This is a genomic window from Pseudomonas sp. PB120 (assembly GCF_009761815.1).
Classification (GTDB): domain Bacteria; phylum Pseudomonadota; class Gammaproteobacteria; order Pseudomonadales; family Pseudomonadaceae; genus Aquipseudomonas.
The window spans coordinates 1-19,033 of the sequence record NZ_RWIN01000133.1 but is presented as its reverse complement, the minus strand read 5'-3'; the positions used below and the strand labels follow the sequence as shown (position 1 = coordinate 19,033).

General features: G+C 60.3%; 16 protein-coding genes. 12 read left to right on the top strand and 4 right to left on the bottom strand.

Features of this window, described 5'->3' with window-relative positions:
- Window positions 1–35: 35 nt before the first annotated feature.
- The 5 genes from cheR to flgE all read left to right on the top strand — a co-directional run bounded on the left by cheR (window position 36) and on the right by flgE (window position 4,174).
- Window positions 36–863, top strand: a complete 828-nt coding sequence (gene cheR, locus EJA72_RS24520) for a protein-glutamate O-methyltransferase CheR (protein WP_157714478.1) — start codon at window positions 36–38, stop codon at window positions 861–863.
- Between the two features lie 367 nt (window positions 864–1,230).
- A complete protein-coding gene (flgB, locus tag EJA72_RS24515; protein WP_157714477.1) occupies window positions 1,231–1,638 on the top strand; it encodes a flagellar basal body rod protein FlgB in 408 nt (135 codons plus the stop codon).
- A gap of 3 nt (window positions 1,639–1,641) precedes the next feature.
- Complete coding sequence (gene flgC, locus EJA72_RS24510; protein WP_157714476.1) at window positions 1,642–2,085, top strand: flagellar basal body rod protein FlgC; 444 nt, start codon at window positions 1,642–1,644, stop codon at window positions 2,083–2,085.
- A gap of 15 nt (window positions 2,086–2,100) precedes the next feature.
- Complete coding sequence (flgD, locus tag EJA72_RS24505; protein WP_157714475.1) at window positions 2,101–2,826, top strand: flagellar hook assembly protein FlgD; 726 nt, start codon at window positions 2,101–2,103, stop codon at window positions 2,824–2,826.
- Between the two features lie 31 nt (window positions 2,827–2,857).
- Window positions 2,858–4,174 carry a flagellar hook protein FlgE gene (gene flgE, locus EJA72_RS24500; RefSeq protein WP_157714474.1) on the top strand — a complete coding sequence of 439 codons (1,317 nt, stop codon included), beginning with the start codon at window positions 2,858–2,860 and terminating at the stop codon, window positions 4,172–4,174.
- Window positions 4,175–4,417: 243 nt separating this feature from the next.
- On the opposite strand, the gene EJA72_RS24495 is transcribed toward flgE, so the two are convergent.
- Window positions 4,418–7,312 carry a ribonucleoside-diphosphate reductase subunit alpha gene (locus EJA72_RS24495; protein ID WP_157714473.1) on the bottom strand — a complete coding sequence of 965 codons (2,895 nt, stop codon included), beginning with the start codon at window positions 7,310–7,312 and terminating at the stop codon, window positions 4,418–4,420.
- A gap of 732 nt (window positions 7,313–8,044) precedes the next feature.
- On the opposite strand from EJA72_RS24495, the gene EJA72_RS24490 reads away from it, so the two are divergent.
- Both EJA72_RS24490 and EJA72_RS24485 read left to right on the top strand, forming a co-directional pair.
- Window positions 8,045–8,767, top strand: a complete 723-nt coding sequence (locus EJA72_RS24490; protein ID WP_178129561.1) for a response regulator — start codon at window positions 8,045–8,047, stop codon at window positions 8,765–8,767.
- Window positions 8,764–10,374 (top strand): ATP-binding protein, encoded by a 1,611-nt coding sequence (locus EJA72_RS24485; RefSeq protein ID WP_178129560.1) that lies wholly within the window; start codon window positions 8,764–8,766, stop codon window positions 10,372–10,374. Before EJA72_RS24490 ends, EJA72_RS24485 begins: the two co-directional genes overlap by 4 nt.
- 125 nt (window positions 10,375–10,499) lie before the next feature.
- Here the strand turns inward: EJA72_RS24485 and EJA72_RS24480 are convergent, their stop codons facing one another.
- On the bottom strand, window positions 10,500–11,225 hold the full coding sequence (locus tag EJA72_RS24480; protein ID WP_218574383.1) for a 4'-phosphopantetheinyl transferase: 726 nt from the start codon (window positions 11,223–11,225) through the stop codon (window positions 10,500–10,502).
- Between the two features lie 232 nt (window positions 11,226–11,457).
- Window positions 11,458–12,249, bottom strand: a complete 792-nt coding sequence (locus EJA72_RS24475) for a dienelactone hydrolase family protein (RefSeq protein WP_157714471.1) — start codon at window positions 12,247–12,249, stop codon at window positions 11,458–11,460.
- A gap of 145 nt (window positions 12,250–12,394) precedes the next feature.
- Between EJA72_RS24475 and EJA72_RS24470 the strand changes: the two genes are divergently transcribed.
- The 3 genes from EJA72_RS24470 (at window position 12,395) to EJA72_RS24460 (ending at window position 14,809) form a co-directional block, all read left to right on the top strand.
- Window positions 12,395–12,700: a hypothetical protein gene (locus EJA72_RS24470; protein WP_157714470.1), complete on the top strand. Its 306-nt coding sequence runs from the start codon at window positions 12,395–12,397 to the stop codon at window positions 12,698–12,700.
- Window positions 12,701–12,788: 88 nt separating this feature from the next.
- A complete protein-coding gene (locus tag EJA72_RS24465; protein WP_008029360.1) occupies window positions 12,789–13,466 on the top strand; it encodes a response regulator in 678 nt (225 codons plus the stop codon).
- A complete protein-coding gene (locus EJA72_RS24460) occupies window positions 13,463–14,809 on the top strand; it encodes an ATP-binding protein (protein WP_157714469.1) in 1,347 nt (448 codons plus the stop codon). The genes EJA72_RS24465 and EJA72_RS24460 overlap by 4 nt, the downstream gene beginning before the upstream one ends.
- 149 nt (window positions 14,810–14,958) lie before the next feature.
- Here EJA72_RS24460 and EJA72_RS24455 read toward each other — a convergent pair whose 3' ends face one another.
- The gene (locus EJA72_RS24455) at window positions 14,959–15,957 is read right to left on the bottom strand and encodes an AraC family transcriptional regulator (protein WP_157714468.1); all 999 of its coding nucleotides are present in this window, start codon (window positions 15,955–15,957) and stop codon (window positions 14,959–14,961) included.
- Between the two features lie 338 nt (window positions 15,958–16,295).
- On the opposite strand from EJA72_RS24455, the gene EJA72_RS24450 reads away from it, so the two are divergent.
- Together EJA72_RS24450 and EJA72_RS24445 are read left to right on the top strand one after the other, a co-directional pair.
- Window positions 16,296–17,630, top strand: coding sequence for a dicarboxylate/amino acid:cation symporter (locus tag EJA72_RS24450; RefSeq protein ID WP_157714467.1), 1,335 nt, complete (start codon window positions 16,296–16,298; stop codon window positions 17,628–17,630).
- Between the two features lie 143 nt (window positions 17,631–17,773).
- Complete coding sequence (locus EJA72_RS24445; RefSeq protein WP_157714466.1) at window positions 17,774–18,955, top strand: CaiB/BaiF CoA-transferase family protein; 1,182 nt, start codon at window positions 17,774–17,776, stop codon at window positions 18,953–18,955.
- Window positions 18,956–19,033: the final 78 nt, after the last annotated feature.

Here is a 19,033-nt window from a genome sequence, read left to right as displayed (position 1 = left end):
CCCTGGCGATACACACGATTTAAGAGGCGGCATCATTGTCTACGGGTAATTTGGATTTTGAACAGTTCCGGGTCTTCCTGGAAAAAGCCTGTGGCATTTTGCTCGGTGAAAACAAGCAGTACCTGGTCTCGAGCCGTCTCAACAAGCTGATGGAGCAGCAGGGTATCAAGTCGTTGGGTGAGTTGGTCCAGCGCATCCAGACCCAGCCACGCAGCGGTTTGCGTGAAATGGTGGTGGATGCCATGACCACCAACGAAACCCTGTGGTTTCGTGACACCTATCCGTTTGAAGTGTTGAAGAACAGGGTGTTGCCCGAAGCGATCAAGGCAGCTCCCGGCCAGCGTCTGCGTATCTGGTCGGCGGCGTGCTCGTCGGGTCAGGAACCGTATTCGCTGTCGATGTCCATCGATGAGTTCGAGCGGGTCAACATGGGCCAGTTGAAGATGGGGGTGCAGATCGTTGCCACCGACCTGTCCGGCAGCATGCTGACCAACTGCAAGACCGGCGAGTACGACAGCCTGGCCATCGGCCGCGGTTTGTCGCCCGAGCGCCTTCAGCGTTATTTCGACCCGAAAGGGCCGGGCCGCTGGGCCATCAAGGCACCGATCAAAAGCCGGGTGGAGTTTCGCTCGTTCAACCTGCTGGACAGCTACGCCAGCCTCGGCAAGTTCGACATCGTGTTCTGCCGCAACGTGTTGATCTACTTCTCTGCCGAAGTGAAGAAAGACATTCTGTTGCGTATCCACAGCACGTTGAAGCCGGGTGGCTATCTGTTCCTCGGCGCCTCCGAAGCGCTGAACGGTTTGCCGGACCATTACCAGATGGTCCAGTGCAGCCCGGGGATTATTTACCAGGCGAAGTGATCTTGCCGGCGACATGAAAAACGGGAGTCCTCAGGGGCTCCCGTTTTTTTTGCCTGCCGAAAATTCCGCTGCCACCTCTATCCCCTGTAGGAGCGAGCCTGCTCGCGATGGCGGTGTGTCAGGCGAAGCAGATGTTGACTGATACTCCGCCATCGCGAGCGGGCTCGCTCCTACAGGGGTTAGAGGTGTGGTTGAGAATGTGTATAAGCGGCAGAAAAGCGGCAGACGGCGGAAACCGGTTGCCGCTTTTCTGGCATTGCCGCCTTGCCGTCGCCCGCAAAGCCCCGGTTTACGGGCTTTTTTGAATTGGCACGCGGCTTGCTAAGTTCAAGTTACGAAAAATCAGGTCACCCGAAGGTTTCCCGACATGAGCATCAGTTTCGATAAAGCGCTCGGTATCCACGAACAAGCCCTGGGCTTCCGCGCCCAGCGTGCCGAAGTCCTGGCCAACAACATCGCCAACGCCGACACCCCGAACTACAAGGCTCGGGACCTGGACTTCTCGAAAGTGCTCGCCGAGCAGAACGAGAAAACCAAGAACGGTACTTTCGCCTTGAACATGACCAACAGCCGTCATATCGAAGCTGAAGGCCTGGGCAATGGCGACGAGTCGCTGCTGTATCGCACGCCGATGCAACCGTCGATCGACCAGAACACCGTGGACGCCCAACTGGAACAGTCGAACTACGCGGAAAACGCGGTCAACTTCCAGGCCAGCTTCACCCTGCTCAACAGCAAATTCAAAGGGCTGGTGTCAGCCCTTCGCGGAGAGTAAGTCATGTCTCTATCCAGTGTTTTCAACATTGCCGGTAGCGGCATGAGCGCCCAGACCACGCGTTTGAACACCGTGGCCTCGAACATCGCCAACGCCGAAACCGTCTCGTCGAGCATCGACAAGACCTACCGCGCGCGTCACCCGGTATTCGCCACCATGTTCCAGGGTGGCCAGAACGGCGGCAGCGACTCGCTGTACCAGAGCCAGGACGCCGCCGGTCAAGGCGTGCAAGTGCTCGGCGTGGTCGAAGACCAGAGCAACCTCGAAGCGCGTTACGAGCCGAACCATCCGGCCGCCGACGCCAAGGGTTACGTCTACTACCCGAACGTTAACGTGGTGGAAGAAATGGCTGACATGATTTCCGCGAGCCGTTCGTTCCAGACCAACGCCGAAATGATGAACACCGCCAAAACCATGATGCAGAAGGTCCTGACCCTCGGTCAGTGATAAGGGGCGACTTTCATGAGCATTACCGATACCACCAGCAGTTTGAGCATGAACGACATCCTGGCCAACTCGTCGGTCAAGAGCAGCAGTAGCAGTGCCGATGGCATTGCGGCGGCGACCAACAGCGCCACGGGCAAGCAAGCCCTGGGCAAGGATGCGTTCCTGCAATTGCTGGTGACCCAGCTGAAAAACCAGAACCCGCTCGAACCGCAGGACAACGGCGCGTTCGTCGCCCAGTTGGCGCAGTTCAGTAGCCTGGAAGGCATCACCACGCTCAACGACACCGTGAGCGGCATTGCCGGCAACTACAACTCGTCCCAGGCCTTGCAGGCTTCGTCGCTGGTGGGCCGTTCGGTTGTCGCCCAGACCGACACTGCGGTGGTCGATACCTCCAAGAGTTTCAACGGTACGGCGGTCGTACCTGCTTCGACGAACCCGGTCACCATCAAGATTACCGACACCGATGGCAAAGTTGTTCGCACCATCGATCTTGGCAGTCAGCAGGCTGGCAACGCCAGTTTCATCTGGGACGGCAAGAACGATGCGGGTGAAGTGGCCACGGCCGGTACTTACAAGTTCACAGCGACCGCGACATACGACAGCCAGGCGACCTCGCTGGTGACTTACCTGCCGGCAACCGTCAACAGCGTGACCATCAGCCAGACCGGCGGTGAATTGATGCTGAACCTGGCAGGTCTGGGCAGTGTTGCCCTGTCCAAAGTACAGACCATTGGTATATAGAGCCGACTAACACGGCACAAAGGAGTGGAATATGTCTTTCAATATCGGCCTTAGCGGTCTCTATGCAGCCAACAAGCAACTGGACGTCACCGGCAACAACATTGCCAACGTCGCGACCGCCGGTTTCAAATCGTCCCGTGCAGAATTCGAAGACGTGTACTCGGCAACACGCCTGGGTACCGGCAGCAAGACCGTCGGCAACGGCGTGCGTCTGGCCAACGTTTCCCAGCAGTTCGCCCAGGGCGACGTGAACAACACCGGCAACGTGTTGGACATGGGCATCCAGGGTAACGGCTTCTTCATCATGAGCGACAACGGCTCGCTGAGTTACACCCGTGCCGGCGCGTTCAAGACTGACGCCCAGAACTATGTGGTCGACAACAACGGCCGCCGCTTGCAAGGTTTTGGCGTAGACGCCAACGGCAAGATTATCAACGGCGTGCTGACCGACTTGAAGATTGATACCTCGAGCCTTGCGCCACACGCGACCACCCGTGTCGATCAGACAATGAACCTGAACTCCTCGGACCCACTGCCAACAGTGACCCCGTTCAACGTCAAAGATACCAACAGCTACAACAAGACCATTTCCACTCCTGTGTACGACACGCAGGGTAACCAGCACACGATGGACCAGTACTACGTTAAAAATGCGGCGTCCAACTCCTGGACTGTTTACACCTACATGGACGGCCGTAGCCCGACCGACCCGCTGGCTGAGCCGCCGACGCCGATCACTGCAGATCTTACCTTCAACCCTGATGGCACCATCAAGACTCTGGTAGGCAATGCGGGCTGGACGCAAAACGGTAACACCTTGACCCTGACGGGCTGGAAGCCGGGCGTATTGGTCGATGCCAACACCAACCCGCCGACCTGGGCCCTGAACGGTTCGGACGCGGCTGCGTCCGGTATCGCGTTCGACATGACCAAAACCACGTCATACGCTTCGCCAACCGCACGTACCGCGCAGTATCAGGACGGTTACGCGACCGGCCAGATTTCCAGCCTGACCATCGACGAAAGCGGTGTCATGACCGCCAACTTCACCAACCAGCAAACCAAGGCCATCGGCCAGGTGGCCATTGCCAGCTTCGCCAATGAGCAAGGCTTGCAGCCAATCGGTGGTACTGCCTGGAAAGAAACCTACGCCTCGGGCGTGCCTGGCATCGATGCACCGAAAACCGGTACTTTGGGTTCGGTAGTGTCCAACTCCCTGGAAGAGTCCAACGTCAACCTGACCAACGAACTGGTCGACCTGATCAAGGCGCAGAGCAACTACCAGGCGAACGCCAAGACCATCTCCACTCAAAGCACCATCATGCAGACCATCATCCAGATGACCTGATGCTGGACAGCGCTGCATAAAAAACCCCTCGCAAGAGGGGTTTTTTTATGGCCGGGTGTTTAGTGCAGGACTGCCGTGTATCTGTAGGAGCGAGCTTGCTCGCGATGGACTAAAGAACAGCGCGTGCACCCAGAAGACCGCGTTATCGTTAACCCCCATCGCGAGCAAGCTCGCTCCTACAGTAGGCAAAAGAAAACCCCCGGCAGGTCAGGCCTGTCGGGGGTTTCGTTTTACCGGCTCAGCTTATTGGCAAGCTTCGCAATCCGGCTCGTCGATGGCGCACGCCTTCGGCACTGGAGCTGGACCTGCTGGAGCCGCCAGGACCGAATCTTCACCGTGGTTGCCGCCGCTGGAAACAGCGTTCAGCTTGCCGGTGTTGATGGTCGACTTCTCGGTGCTGGTCGCGGCCAGGGCACGGAGGTAGTAAGTGGTTTTCAGGCCACGGTACCACGCCATGCGGTAGGTCACGTCCAGCTTCTTGCCCGATGCGCCAGCGATGTACAGGTTCAGCGATTGAGCCTGGTCGATCCACTTCTGGCGACGGCTTGCCGCGTCGACGATCCACTTGGTGTCCACTTCGAACGCGGTCGCGTAGAGCTCTTTGAGTTCTTGCGGGATGCGCTCGATCTGCTGCACCGAACCGTCGTAGTACTTCAGGTCGTTGATCATGACCGAGTCCCACAGACCGCGAGCCTTCAGGTCGCGAACCAGGTACGGGTTGATCACGGTGAATTCGCCCGACAGGTTCGATTTCACATACAGGTTCTGATAGGTCGGTTCGATCGACTGCGATACGCCGGTGATGTTGGCGATGGTCGCGGTCGGTGCGATGGCCATGATGTTGGAGTTACGAATGCCTTTCTGAACACGGGCGCGAACCGGTGCCCAGTCCAGGGATTCGTTCAGGTCAACGTCGATGTACTTCTGGCCACGTTGCTCGATCAGGATCTGTTGCGAATCCAGCGGCAGGATGCCTTTGGACCACAGCGAACCCTGGAACGTCTCGTAGGCGCCGCGCTCGTCGGCCAGGTCGCAGGAAGCCTGGATCGCGTAGTAGCTGACCGCTTCCATCGACTTGTCGGCGAACTCGACGGCAGCGTCGGAACCGTAAGGAATGTGCTGCAGGTACAGCGCGTCCTGGAAGCCCATGATGCCCAGACCAACCGGACGGTGCTTGAAGTTGGAGTTCTTCGCTTGTGGCACCGAGTAGTAGTTGATGTCGATGACGTTATCGAGCATGCGAACGGCGGTGTTCACGGTGCGTTCCAGCTTGGCGGTGTCCAGCTTGCCGTTGACGATGTGGTTCGGCAGGTTGATCGAGCCCAGGTTGCAAACGGCGATCTCGTCCTTGTTGGTGTTCAAGGTGATCTCGGTGCACAGGTTCGAGCTGTGGACCACGCCAACGTGCTGCTGCGGGCTGCGCAGGTTGCACGGGTCTTTGAAGGTCAGCCATGGGTGGCCGGTTTCAAACAGCATGGAGAGCATTTTGCGCCACAGGTCTTTGGCCTGGATGGTCTTGAACAGCTTGACCTTGCCCGGGTACTCGGTCAGGGCTTCGTAGTACTCGTAGCGCTCTTCGAAGGCCTTGCCGGTCAGGTCGTGCAGGTCCGGAACTTCGGATGGCGAGAACAGGGTCCACTTGCCGTCATCGAAGACGCGCTTCATGAACAGGTCAGGGATCCAGTTGGCGGTGTTCATGTCGTGGGTACGACGGCGATCATCACCGGTGTTCTTGCGCAGCTCGATGAACTCTTCAATGTCCATGTGCCAGGTTTCCAGGTAGGCACACACAGCGCCTTTGCGCTTGCCACCCTGGTTAACGGCAACGGCGGTGTCGTTCACGACTTTCAGGAACGGAACCACGCCCTGGGATTTGCCGTTGGTGCCCTTGATGTACGAACCCAGCGCACGAACCGGCGTCCAGTCGTTGCCCAGGCCGCCAGCGAATTTCGACAACATGGCGTTGTCGTGGATCGCGTGGTAGATGCCCGACAGGTCATCCGGCACGGTGGTCAGGTAGCAGCTGGACAGCTGTGGACGCAGGGTGCCGGCGTTGAACAGGGTCGGGGTCGACGACATGTAGTCGAAGGACGACAACAGGTTGTAGAACTCGATCGCACGGTCTTCTTTCTGCTTCTCTTCGATCGCCAGGCCCATGGCCACGCGCATGAAGAAGATCTGCGGCAGTTCGAAGCGCACGCCATCCTTGTGGATGAAGTAACGGTCGTACAGGGTTTGCAGGCCCAGGTAAGTGAACTGCTGGTCGCGCTCGTGGTTGATCGCCTTGCCGAGTTTTTCCAGGTCGAAAGTGGCCAGGACCGGGTTCAGCAATTCGAATTCGATACCCTTGGCGATGTACGCAGGCAAGGCCTTGGCGTACAGGTCGACCATTTCGTGGTGGGTCGCGCTTTCGGCAACGTTCAGGAAGCTCAGGCCTTCGGCACGCAGGGTGTCCATCAGCAGGCGGGCGGTGACGAACGAGTAGTTCGGCTCACGCTCGACCAGGGTACGTGCGGTCATCACCAGGGCGGTGTTGACGTCGGTCAGGGCCACGCCGTCGTACAGGTTTTTCAGGGTTTCGCGCTGAATCAGGTCGCCGTCGACTTCTTCCAGGCCTTCGCACGCTTCGGTGACGATGGTGTTCAGGCGACCCATGTCCAGCGGTGCAAAAGTACCATCGGCGCGGGTGATGCGGATCGACGGGTGAGCGTTGACGGCTTCTTCGGCCGGCGCGTGGGCGGCGCGTTGTTTCGAACGACCGTCACGGTAGATCACGTAGTCGCGAGCGACTTTCTGCTCGCCGGCACGCATCAGGGCCAGTTCGACCTGGTCCTGGATTTCTTCGATGTGGATGGTGCCGCCCGATGGCATGCGACGCTTGAAGGTCGCGGTGACTTGTTCGGTCAGGCGGGCAACAGTGTCGTGGATTCGCGACGAAGCGGCAGCGGTGCCGCCTTCAACTGCGAGAAACGCTTTGGTGATGGCGACGGTGATCTTGTCATCGGTGTAAGGAACGACAGTCCCGTTACGCTTGATCACGCGCAGCTGGCCAGGCGCGGTGGCAGACAGATCCGAAGTCGAATCAGCGGCCTGCGGCAAGGTGCCCTGCGGGTTCTCGCGAGTTGTGTCGGTTTGCATGGGGGTGTGTCTCCACATTCTCTATGTTTGTTTGAGCACCTTCATGGTGCCCACCGTTCTGTCCTGAAGCACTACAACCGACGGGCGTCGGGCATAACAACTTCGGGACAGTAGGAAAAGGCTAATGATGCCGCGTCCTTGCCGAAGTCTTTGGTGACAGGCCTGAGCCCGTCACCGGATTCCATTCCGGGTGACAGTAATGACTGCAACACCCGTACCGTTTCGGCCGTACCAGCCTGAAAAAACGGTGCCATCCGCATGAGCGGTTTGGGCTTGTAAATTGACACTTGGTTCAACCGGAAACAGGCAATAAAGCGCTTGAGTTTCGGGTCTGAAATGTGGTTGGGCTTTTAGGTCAAAACCCTACATGTAGGGATTTTTTAGCGCCGGGGTACAAGATAGTGCGTTTTGGAAGGTGTTGCAACGTACTACCTGTGGATAAACCTGTGCGTAAATTGTGTGTGAAAGGTGGAACCGGCGTGCAGGCCACGACCTAGCTGGAGTGAGCACTTTTTCGGTTGATTTTTGCAGCCGAGAACAGCCGTTCAGATTTTTAAGGGCGCGAACCCTATCACAAAAAAACGACCTGCCCGAACGCATTTGTCAGCTTGTGTTCTGGACGAGTGGCGTTTATACAATCGGCCAGTGAAAACGCATTCTTATCCTCCCCAATCATTACAAAAAGACGGGCGGATCCTTCCTTATTAGAGTTTTGGCAAATAGAGGTCACCCGTGGAGCAAGAAGCCTGGCAGGTATTGATTGTCGAGGACGACCAGCGTCTGGCGGAGCTGACCCGCGACTACCTGGAAGCCAATGGCCTGCGGGTTTCCATCGAAGGCAACGGCGCGCTGGCGGCGGCCCGCATCATCAAGGAGCAGCCGGACCTGGTGATCCTCGACCTGATGCTCCCCGGCGAAGACGGCCTGAGCATCTGCCGCAAGGTTCGCGACCAGTACGACGGCCCGATCCTGATGCTCACTGCCCGTACCGACGACACCGACCAGATCCTTGGCCTGGACCTGGGCGCCGACGACTATGTGTGCAAACCCGTGCGGCCGCGGCTGTTGCTGGCGCGTATCCAGGCCCTGTTGCGCCGTAGTGAAACCGCTGACGTTGCCCCGGAGAAACAGCGGCGCCTGCAGTTCGGCCCGCTGGTGGTGGACAACGCGTTGCGTGAAGCGTGGCTCAATGAAGCCGGGATCGAGTTGACCAGCGCCGAGTTCGACCTGTTGTGGCTGCTGGTGGCGAATGCCGGACGCATTCTGTCCCGGGAAGAGATCTTCACCGCGCTGCGCGGCATCGGTTATGACGGTCAGGACCGTTCCATCGACGTGCGCATCTCGCGCATCCGCCCCAAGATCGGCGATGACCCGGACCATCCGCGGCTGATCAAGACGGTGCGCAGCAAAGGTTATCTGTTCGTGCCTGAAGCCTGCGTAGAATCGTCGCTGTGAATTCGATCTTCCTGCGTATTTATGGCGGCATGTGCGCGGCGCTGGTGCTGGTGGCCGTGCTCGGTGTGCTGGCCTTGCACATGCTCAATCAGGTGCGCAGCGAGCAATACCGCGAACGCCTGGCCCATGGCACGTTCTCGCTGATGGCCGACAACCTGCAACCGATGAACGAAACCGAACGCCACCGGGCCTTGCTGGTATGGGAGCGCTTGCTGGGGATTCCGCTGGGGCTGAAAACCTTCGCCCAGACCGACCTCGACCTCACGCAACGCACCCGCGTGCTGCGTGGTCAGGCGCTGGTGGAGCAGACCGGCCCGCATGCGGCAATGGTTTACCGGTTGGTCAGCGACAAGGAACAGTTGGTGCTCACCGGCGAAGTCCAGCAGATCAGCGAGCAATTGGCCCGGGCGACCATTTACCTGCTGGCCGACGAGCTGGTGCGCGTCCCGGTGGCCGATCAGCCCAAACGCCTGGCGCAATTGAAGGAAGAGAAAGGGTTCGGGTTCGACTTGCGGCTGGTCACGGTCGACGAGGCGGACATGGACGAGGATCAGAGCCGCCGGGTGTCCGAGGGGGACACGGTGATGGCGCTGGGCAAGGGCGGCGATTCGGTCCGGGTGTTTGCCGGGATGGTCGGCACGCCCTGGGTGCTGGAAATCGGTCCGTTGTACCAGATGAACCCGTATCCTCCGGAATGGCTGGTGTTGATTGCGGCGCTCGGCCTGACCCTGATCGGTTTGATCGTTTACCTGCTGGTGCGTCAACTCGAGCGCCGGTTACGCGGTCTGGAAGCAGCGGCCACGCGGATTGCCAAAGGCAGCCTCGAAACCCGTGTGCCGGCACGCGGTGCGGATTCGGTGGGGCGCCTGGCGTCGGCGTTCAACGGGATGGCCGAGCATCTGCAGCAGTTATTGGCGATCCAGCGTGAGCTGGTGCGCGCCGTGTCCCACGAATTGCGAACCCCGGTGGCACGCCTGCGTTTTGGCCTTGAGATGATCGGCTCGGCGACGACGCCGCAGGCGCTGCAGAAATATTGTGAAGGCATGGACCACGACATTGAGGACCTCGATCGACTTGTCGACGAGATGCTCACCTACGCGCGGCTGGAACAGGGTTCGCCGGCGCTGAATTTCCAGCGCATCGATCTGGACGCGCTGGTCAATCAAGTCATCGAAGAGCTGGCGCCGCTGCGGGCCGACGTCACGGTCCAGCGCGGTTTGTGCCTGTCAGCGGCTGATTGCGATGACGCGTGGGTCGAGGCCGAGCCACGCTATTTGCACCGGGCGATCCAGAATCTGGTGAGCAACGCGATGCGGCACGCGACGTCGAGGGTGACCGTCAGTTATCAGGTGGGCCAGCAGCGCTGCCGGGTGGACATCGAAGATGACGGGCCGGGCGTACCAGAAATCGCCTGGGAGAAAATATTCACGCCGTTCCTGCGTCTGGACGACAGCCGCACCCGCGCCTCGGGCGGGCATGGGCTGGGGTTGTCCATCGTGCGGCGGATTATTCACTGGCACGATGGGCGGGCGTTGATCAGCAAAAGCAAGAGTTTGGGCGGGGCGTGCTTCAGCCTGAGTTGGCCGCGCAATCAGGAGAAGCGCTGAGATTGTTGTTGTCTGTTCCGGCCTCATCGCGAGCAGGCTCGCTCCCACACTAGATCTCTGTCGCCCACAAATCCCTGTGGGAGCGAGCCTGCTCGCGATGAGGCCAGAACAGACGCTACAAGCCTTCAGGCCTTGATACTGACCAGACTCAACAACTGCCCATCCCTCACCCCGAACTGCGCCTCCAGTTCAGTGCCATTGCGCCATTCACCGGACAGGTCCGTCAGCAATCGCAGGCGCACCTGACCGCTTTCGGTCCATTCCAGCACTTCGGCATGTTCGAAATAGAAGCGCTTTTGCACGATCGGATAAAGCGCCTTGAACAGGCTCTCCTTGACTGAAAACGTCAGCGTCACCAGCAGCGCCAGTTGATCGCGGCGCCCGGCAGCCATGCGCTGCAACTCGGGCGGGGTGAGGATTTCCCCGGCCAGGCGTTCGGCGCGCTCCGGGTTGAGCAGGTTTTCCATGTCCATGCCCAGCCCGCGCCAATGGCTTTTCTTGGCCACGATCGCAGCGGCCCGGCCGGTACTGTGGGTGATCGAACCGGCAATGTGCGACGGCCACACCGGCGCCCGGTCTTCGCCGATGGCCGGGCTGAAGTCCAGCCCCTCCAATTGTTGCAACGCGGCCCGCGCGCACACCCGTCCGGCGAGGAATTCTGCCTGGCGTTTGGCGACCGAGCGCTGGATGGTGGCGGGCGGTTCGATGGCGCTGCGCTGGAAATCATCGCTGGCCAGAAGCGAAGTGTCGAAGTGGGTGCTCAGCAGCACGGTATCGGGCAGCACACACGGCAGCGGCCAATGGGCATCGAGCGGGGTGCAGCAGGCGGGCAGGGCGGGGAGGGGATTCATGTGGGGCATTTTGCCGGGTTGCCTTCGGGCTGGGTAGTGGCAGAGGCTTTTTGTGGCGAGGGAGCTTGCTCCCGCTCGACTGCGCAGCAGTCGCAAAAATTTAGTAAGCACACTTTGTCTGATGAAATGCGCTTGGCGGTTTTGGGGCCGCTTCGCGGCCCAGCGGGACGGTGCGGCGATCCGACAAGCTCCCTCGCCACGGGGAGCTTGCTCAACTCAAGGCTGTTGTGTGTCAGCCAAAAATCTTCTTGAAAAACGCCTGCATATCCGCCCACGAACTTTGATCGGCCGCCTTGTTGTATCCAATATCCGGCCCACCATGATCGCCATGGCTCAACCGGTCCGCATCCGGGTTGCTGAACCCATGCTTGGCGCCGTCCAGGCTGACGAATTTATAGTCGGCGCCCGCCTTGTCCATTTCCGCCTTGAAGGCCGCGACGTTTTCCGGGGTGATCATGCTGTCCTGAGCGCCATGTTCGACGAGGATTTTCGCCTTCACGCTGCCCGGCGTCGCAGGCGTGTTGGTCGCCAGCGCACCGTGGAAACTGACCACACCGGCCAGCGGCACACCCTGACGCGCGGCATTCAGCACCACGCCGCCGCCAAAGCAGTAACCGATGGCCGCGAGTTTGTCCGGGTTGGTTTGCGGCTGTTTCTTCAGCAAGTCGAGCCCGGCCTGGAACCGCGCGCTGGCCACGGCGCTGTCCTTCAACACCGCTTGCATGAACGCCATGGCGTCCTTGGGATGCTCGGTGTTCTTGCCGTCGCCATACATGTCGATGGCCAGCGCGCTGTAACCCAGGCCGGCCAGGTCACGGGCGCGGCGCTTGGCGTAATCGTTCAGCCCCCAGAATTCATGCACCACCACGACCCCGGGGCGCGGGCCTTTAATGGCGTCGTCGTAGGCGTAGTAGCCGATCATCTTGGTACCGTCGGCACTCTGGTAAGGGATTTCCTGGGTCTTGATTGCGGCATGGCCGAGCCCGCTCAAGGCCAGCAACACAAAGGCAAGAAACATACGCATGGTCGGATCTCCTGCAAGAAAGTCATCCAACAGCCTAGTCGATTTGATTCAGCTCAGGTTCAGAGTGCGTTCAGGATGAGTTCAGGGCCGGGTGCGTAACCTTGCCCGTACCCGAAAAGCACCTGGCGCATGAGGACACTCTCTAATGACTGGCTTTAAGAACCTGCTTCTGGCTTTCACCGTCCTGAGCGCGAGTACCGCGGCACTCGCTTCCGACGACATGTTCGCCAGCCCTGCTCTTGGGAAGACCAGCGACAAGGTCAAAAAATCCCACACCCTGATTCGCTCGAGCATCGAGCAGGTGGCGGGCAACGACAGCGTTTGGGGCGCACGCCTGGGGCAACCCGGCAGCGAGCGTAATTACAGCGCTTCATACGACAACGTGTCGGTCTCGCACAATGGCATTAAACTCCGTGAGGAGGACCTCATGGGTCGCTACGATCTTTCCTGACCGGAGGGTGGCAGCCAGCCGTTGCACTGTTATCCATCGTGATACGCCGTTGTACCTCTGGAGATGATGAATTGCCCGGGAGAGCGTTATGAAACTGCTGGTCGTCGAAGATGAAGCGCTGTTGCGCCATCACCTGCAAACCCGCCTGACGGATAGCGGCCACGTGGTCGAATCCGTGGCCAATGCCGAAGAGGCGTTGTACCAGACCGAGCAGTTCAACCATGACCTGGCGGTGATCGACCTCGGCCTGCCGGGTATGGGCGGGCTCGACCTGATTCGTCAGCTGCGCTCGCGGGGCAAGACGTTTCCGATCCTGATCCTCACCGCGCGCGGCAACTGGCAGGACAAGGTCGAAGGCCTCGCCGCCGGTGCCGACGATTATGTGGTCAAGCCGTTCCAGTTCGAGGAGCTCGATGCGCGCCTGAATGCGCTGCTGCGCCGCTCCAGCGGTTTCACCCAATCGACCATTGTCGCCGGGCCGTTGTTGCTCGACCTCAACCGCAAGCAGGCGTCGCTCGATGAACAACCGCTGGCGCTGACGGCGTACGAGTACCGGATCCTCGAGTACCTGATGCGCCATCACCAGCAAGTGGTGGCCAAGGATCGCCTGATGGAGCAGCTCTACCCGGATGACGACGAACGCGATCCGAACGTCATCGAGGTGCTGGTCGGGCGCCTGCGCCGCAAACTCGAAGGCCCGGCCGGGTTCAAGCCGATCGATACCGTGCGCGGCCTCGGCTACCTGTTCAATGAGCGCTGCACTTGATTCGTTCTCTTCGTGTTCGCTTGATGCTCGCCGCCACTTTGCTGGCGGTGTTGTTCATGCTGGCGCTGTTGCCGGCGATGCAGGGCGCCTTCAGCCTGGCGTTGCAGGATTCGATCGAGCAGCGCCTGGCGTCGGATGTCACGACGCTGATCTCCGCCGCACGGATCGACAACAACCGTTTGCTGATGCCGGCGCAATTGCCCGATGAGCGCTTCAATCTCACCGACAGTCGTCTGCTGGGCTACATCTATGACCGCGAAGGCCATCTGGTCTGGCGCTCGAAGGGCACCCAGGAAGAGAACATCAACTACAAACCGCGCTACGACGGGCGCGGCAACGAGTTCGCAAGGATTCGCGAAGCCAATGGCCAGGAATTCTTCGTCTATGACGTCGAGGTCAAGCTGCTGGGCGGCAAAAGCGCGGCATTCAGCATCGTCGCCCTGCAACCGGTACGCGAATACGAAGTCACCCTCGAAGGGCTGCGAGAGAATCTTTATCTGGGGTTTGGCGCCGCCTTGCTGGTGCTGCTCGCCTTGCTCTGGATTGGCCTGACCTGGGGCTTGCAGGCATTGCGCCGGCTCAGTCAGGAACTCGACGAGATTGAAAGCGGTACCCGCGAAAGCCTCAGCGAACAACACCCCCGTGAATTGCTGCGCCTGACCGGCTCGCTCAACCGCTTGCTGCACAGCGAGCGCGAGCAGCGCACCCGTTATCGCGATTCCCTCGACGACCTGGCCCACAGCCTGAAAACCCCGTTGACCGTGTTGCAAGGCGTCAGCGAAGACATGGCGCAGCGCCCGGAAAACCGCGATCAAGCCTGGGTGCTGCAAACCCAGATCGAACGCATGAGCCAGCAGATCAGCTATCAACTGCAGCGTGCCAGCCTGCGTAAAAGCGGCCTGGTGCGGCATCAGGTGAGGCTGCGGCCGGTGCTGCAAAGCCTGTGCGACACCCTGGACAAGGTCTATCGCGACAAGCGCGTAAGGGTCGCGTTCGACCTGCCGGACCCGTGCTACGTGCCGATCGAGCAGGGCGCCTTGCTGGAAATGATGGGCAACCTGCTGGAAAACGCCTATCGGCTGTGCCTGGGCGAAGTGCGCATCAGCGTGCGTGAAACCCTCAGCGGCATCGAGTTGTGCGTCGAGGACGATGGCCCCGGTGTACCGCCGGACCAGCGGGCGCGGATTCTTCAGCGCGGTGAGCGGCTGGATCGCCAGCATCCGGGGCAGGGGATCGGGTTGGCGGTGGTCAAGGACATCATCGAGAGTTACAGCGCCAAGTTGACCCTGGGCGATTCGCCGATGGGCGGGGCGGCGTTCCGGATTCATTTTCCGGTGGTGTGACCGGGAGGTTGAGGGTGCTGCTTCCGGCCTCATCGCGAGCAGGCTCGCTCCCACAGGGATTTTCGGTGAACACAAAACCGGAGTTCACCACCCAACCCTGTGGGAGCGAGCCTGCTCGCGATGGGGCCCGCCAATTCACCACAAAAATATCAGCTTTCCTGCGCGCGATATGCCCCAGGCGTCAACCCGGTCCACTTCTTGAACGCCCGGTGAAACGCCGAAGGCTCGGAAAACCCCAGTTGCTCGGCAATCTGTTGTAACGACAGATCCGCACGCCCCAAGTGATAAATCGCAATGTCCCGGCGCAACTGATCCTTCAACTCCTGAAAACTCGACCCCTCTTCACGCAGATGCCGACGCAGTGTTTGCGGGCTGATGTGCAAGTGCGCGGCCACCGCTTCCAGGTCTGGCCAGCGTGAACTGTCGCGGCTGAGCAGGCGCCGCAACTGGCTGCTCAGGCTGTCGCCGTCATCCGGGCGTGAAAGCAGGTCGGCAGGGGAGTGTTCGAGGAAATGCTTGAGGGTCCGCTCATCCTGTAACAACGGCATGCTCAAGTAGCGGCTGTGAAACAGCAGGCTGCTCTTTTCTTCTGAAAACGCCATCGGGCACGGAAACAGCAAATCGTACTCGGCGCCGTGCGCAGGTTTCGGGTAGCTGAAGGTGGCCTGTTCCAGCCGGATCCGCTGGCCGATCAGCCAGCTGCCGAGGCGATGCCACACCATCAACTGGCTCTCGGTGAGGAAATGGTCCGGGTCCTGGAATGTCGAATCGTCCAGGCTGAGGCGGATCATTTCGCCTTCGCGGGCCAGGGTCAGACGCGGACCGTCGGGGAATAGGCTATAAAACAGTAAGCCGCGATGGAGTGCCTTTTCGAGGGTGCGGCAGTGAATCACGGCATGGCACATCATCGCGAAAGTGCCGGTTTTGCTCGGTGCTGGCCCGAATCCGAGGTACTCGTCGTCCAGTGCCAGCCACAAACCCTGGATCAAGCGAGTGAACTGCTCCGGCGCAATTCGCGCACGCGGTTCCTCAAGCAACTCGGGGCTGATGCCCAGTTTTTGCAGCAGAGGCGAGCAGTCATGGCCCAGCCGGCGGGCGCCGCCGAGGACGGCACGGGCGAAATGACTGGCAATGGTGCGTTCACGCATAGAGGGCAAGTCCGTCATTGAACGGCGGATAGTAGACGGGGTGATCGGGGAGGGACAAGGCGGATATCCGCCAAATTGCAGGACGTGATCGGGCGGATGGGCGGAAACCCGCCACTGCGCTGTAACCGATCAGTGACAAGGAAAAAGCTGTAACCCTTGATGTCAAAAGGCTCGCGAGCCATTCGGCAAAGGTGGCACGGGGCTTGCGATACAACGAGCAGATGCCTGCCGTCGCGCAGCTCGAAAAACAAATCCCTCCAGAAGCAGGAGGGTTCGCAATTCAGGTGTCATGGACAACAGATGGATGTTGTCAGCGGGCACTCTTGAGGAACTTTGCAATGACGACTCGTCAGCCACTGTACAAATCCCTGTATTTCCAGGTGATCGTAGCCATTGCCATCGGCATCCTGGTCGGTCACTTCTATCCGCAGACCGGTGTGGCCCTCAAGCCGCTGGGTGACGGGTTCATCAAACTGATCAAAATGATCATCGCCCCGATCATCTTCTGCACCGTCGTCAGCGGTATCGCCGGCATGCAGAGCATGAAGTCGGTCGGCAAGACCGGTGGCTACGCGCTGCTCTACTTCGAAATCGTGTCGACCATCGCCTTGCTGGTGGGCCTGGTGGTCGTCAACATCGTGCAACCGGGCGCCGGCATGCACATCGACGTGACGACGCTGGACGCTTCCAAAGTTGCTCAATACGTCGCGGCGGGTGCTGATCAAAGCGTTATCGGCTTCCTGCTCAACGTCATCCCGAACACCATCTTCGGCGCGTTCGCCACCGGCGATATCCTGCAAGTGCTGATGTTCTCGGTGATCTTCGGTTTCGCCCTGCACCGCCTGGGTGCCTACGGCAAACCGCTGCTGGACTTCATCGATCGTTTCGCCCACGTGATGTTCAACATCATCAACATGATCATGAAGCTCGCGCCGCTCGGCGCACTGGGCGCCATGGCTTTCACCATCGGTGCCTACGGTGTGGGGTCGCTGGTGCAACTGGGTCAGTTGATGGCGTGCTTCTACATCACCTGCCTGGTGTTCGTCCTCGTCGTGCTGGGCGGTATCGCTCGCGCTCACGGCTTCAGCGTGCTGAAAGTGATCCGCTACATCCGTGAAGAACTGCTGATCGTGCTGGGTACTTCCTCTTCGGAGTCGGTGCTGCCACGCATGCTGATCAAAATGGAACGTCTGGGCGCACAGAAATCCGTGGTGGGCCTGGTCATCCCGACCGGTTACTCGTTCAACCTCGACGGTACCGCGATCTACCTGACCATGGCCGCCGTGTTCATCGCTCAGGCGACCGACACCCACATGGACATCACGCACCAGATCACCCTGCTGGTGGTGTTGCTGTTGTCTTCCAAAGGCGCGGCCGGCGTGACCGGTAGCGGCTTCATCGTACTGGCGGCCACGCTGTCCGCCGTTGGCCACTTGCCGGTGGCCGGCCTGGCGCTGATCCTGGGCATCGACCGTTTCATGTCCGAAGCCCGTGCGCTGACCAACCTGGTGGGCAATGCGGTTGCGACTCTGGTAGTCGCCAAGTGGGTCAAGGAGCTGGACGTTGACGTGATGCACGCCGAGCTGGCTTCCGGCGGTCGCGGTATCGCCGACGAGCGCGTCGAAGACGACCTGGGTGTGGCCGAAGGCCCGACCCCAAGCAACGTCAAGTAAGCCTCGCCGCATGAAAAAACCCGCTTCGGCGGGTTTTTTTTGCCCGGGATTTGAGCGCAACGGTCAGCGTATCTGACACATAAGGTGATTGCCGCGATGCCGTCGGCTGCCTAGGCTGGGGGAATCGTTTATGGAGAACGCTCATGCTCGGTCCACTGGCATCACTCAAGGTTCTGGATTTCTCGACACTGTTGCCGGGGCCGTTCGCCTCGTTGTTGCTGGCAGACATGGGCGCCGAGGTGTTGCGCATCGAGTCGCCGGCCCGCCTGGACCTGCTGCGGGTGTTGCCGCCGCACGACCAGGGCGTCTCCGCCAGCCATGCCTACCTCAATCGCAACAAGCGCAGCCTGGCGCTGGACCTCAAGCAGCCCGAGGCGCTGGAGGTGATCAAGCAGCTGTTGCAGGACCACGACATCCTGCTCGAGCAGTTCCGCCCGGGCGTGATGGAGCGATTGGGTCTGGGGTATGAGGCGTTGAAAGCGATCAATCCCAAACTGATCTACGTTTCGATCACCGGTTACGGGCAGACCGGCCCCTACAAGGACCGCGCCGGCCACGACATCAACTACCTGGCACTGGCGGGGCTGTCGAGCTACACCGGCCGTGCGGACAGCGGGCCGCTGCCCTTGGGCATGCAGGTGGCGGACATCGCCGGCGGCTCGCTGCATGGCGTTATCGGGTTGCTGGCGGCGGTGATTGCCCGGCAGCACAGCGGGCAGGGGCAGCACCTGGACGTCAGCATGACGGACTGCGCGTTCAGCCTGAACGCGATGGCTGGCGCCGGGTATCTGGCCTGTGGCGAGGAGCCGGGCAGGGAAGAGCAGATGCTCAACGGTGGCAGCTTCTACGATTACTACCGTTCGCGGGATGGGCGCTGGTTATCGGTGGGCAGCCTGGAACCGGCGTTCATGCAGCAACTCTGCACGGCGCTGGGGCGGCCGGAACTGGCGGCCCAAGGGTTGTCGCAAAAACCTGCACAGCAACTGGCGTTGAAGAATGAATTGAAGGCTGAATTCGAGAAGCATGATTTTGCCGAGTTACGCGCGTTGTTTGCCGGGGTCGACGCGTGTGTCGAACCGGTGTTGAGCGTGGGAGAGGCCATTGGGCATCCGCAGTTGCAGGCGCGGGCACTCGTGACAGAGGTGCCTCGGGGGGATGGGACGAATCAGGCGCAGATGGCATGCCCGTTGAAGTTTTCCGGCGGGCTGCCTGAGCCTCGGCATATTGGCGCGGCGTTGGGGCAGCATACGGATCAGGTGTTGGGGGAGTTGGGGTTCAGTGCGCAGCGCATTGAGGAATTGCGGCGTGCCAGGGTAGTTCTCTAGCGGTTTTTAAGGCCCCATCGTCGGAGCGCCGCCCGGAGCCGGCTCGCTCCCACAGGGGACTTTCGGCATGACATATAT

Coding starts and splice junctions, on each gene's coding strand:
- flgB (WP_157714477.1), top strand. CDS start 1,231: ATGAGCATCAGTTTCGATAAAGCGCTCGGTATCCACGAACAAGCCCTG.
- flgC (WP_157714476.1), top strand. CDS start 1,642: ATGTCTCTATCCAGTGTTTTCAACATTGCCGGTAGCGGCATGAGCGCC.
- flgD (WP_157714475.1), top strand. CDS start 2,101: ATGAGCATTACCGATACCACCAGCAGTTTGAGCATGAACGACATCCTG.
- flgE (WP_157714474.1), top strand. CDS start 2,858: ATGTCTTTCAATATCGGCCTTAGCGGTCTCTATGCAGCCAACAAGCAA.
- EJA72_RS24495 (WP_157714473.1), bottom strand. CDS start 7,312: ATGCAAACCGACACAACTCGCGAGAACCCGCAGGGCACCTTGCCGCAG.
- EJA72_RS24480 (WP_218574383.1), bottom strand. CDS start 11,225: ATGAATCCCCTCCCCGCCCTGCCCGCCTGCTGCACCCCGCTCGATGCC.
- EJA72_RS24475 (WP_157714471.1), bottom strand. CDS start 12,249: ATGCGTATGTTTCTTGCCTTTGTGTTGCTGGCCTTGAGCGGGCTCGGC.
- EJA72_RS24470 (WP_157714470.1), top strand. CDS start 12,395: ATGACTGGCTTTAAGAACCTGCTTCTGGCTTTCACCGTCCTGAGCGCG.
- EJA72_RS24465 (WP_008029360.1), top strand. CDS start 12,789: ATGAAACTGCTGGTCGTCGAAGATGAAGCGCTGTTGCGCCATCACCTG.
- EJA72_RS24455 (WP_157714468.1), bottom strand. CDS start 15,957: ATGCGTGAACGCACCATTGCCAGTCATTTCGCCCGTGCCGTCCTCGGC.
- EJA72_RS24450 (WP_157714467.1), top strand. CDS start 16,296: ATGACGACTCGTCAGCCACTGTACAAATCCCTGTATTTCCAGGTGATC.
- EJA72_RS24445 (WP_157714466.1), top strand. CDS start 17,774: ATGCTCGGTCCACTGGCATCACTCAAGGTTCTGGATTTCTCGACACTG.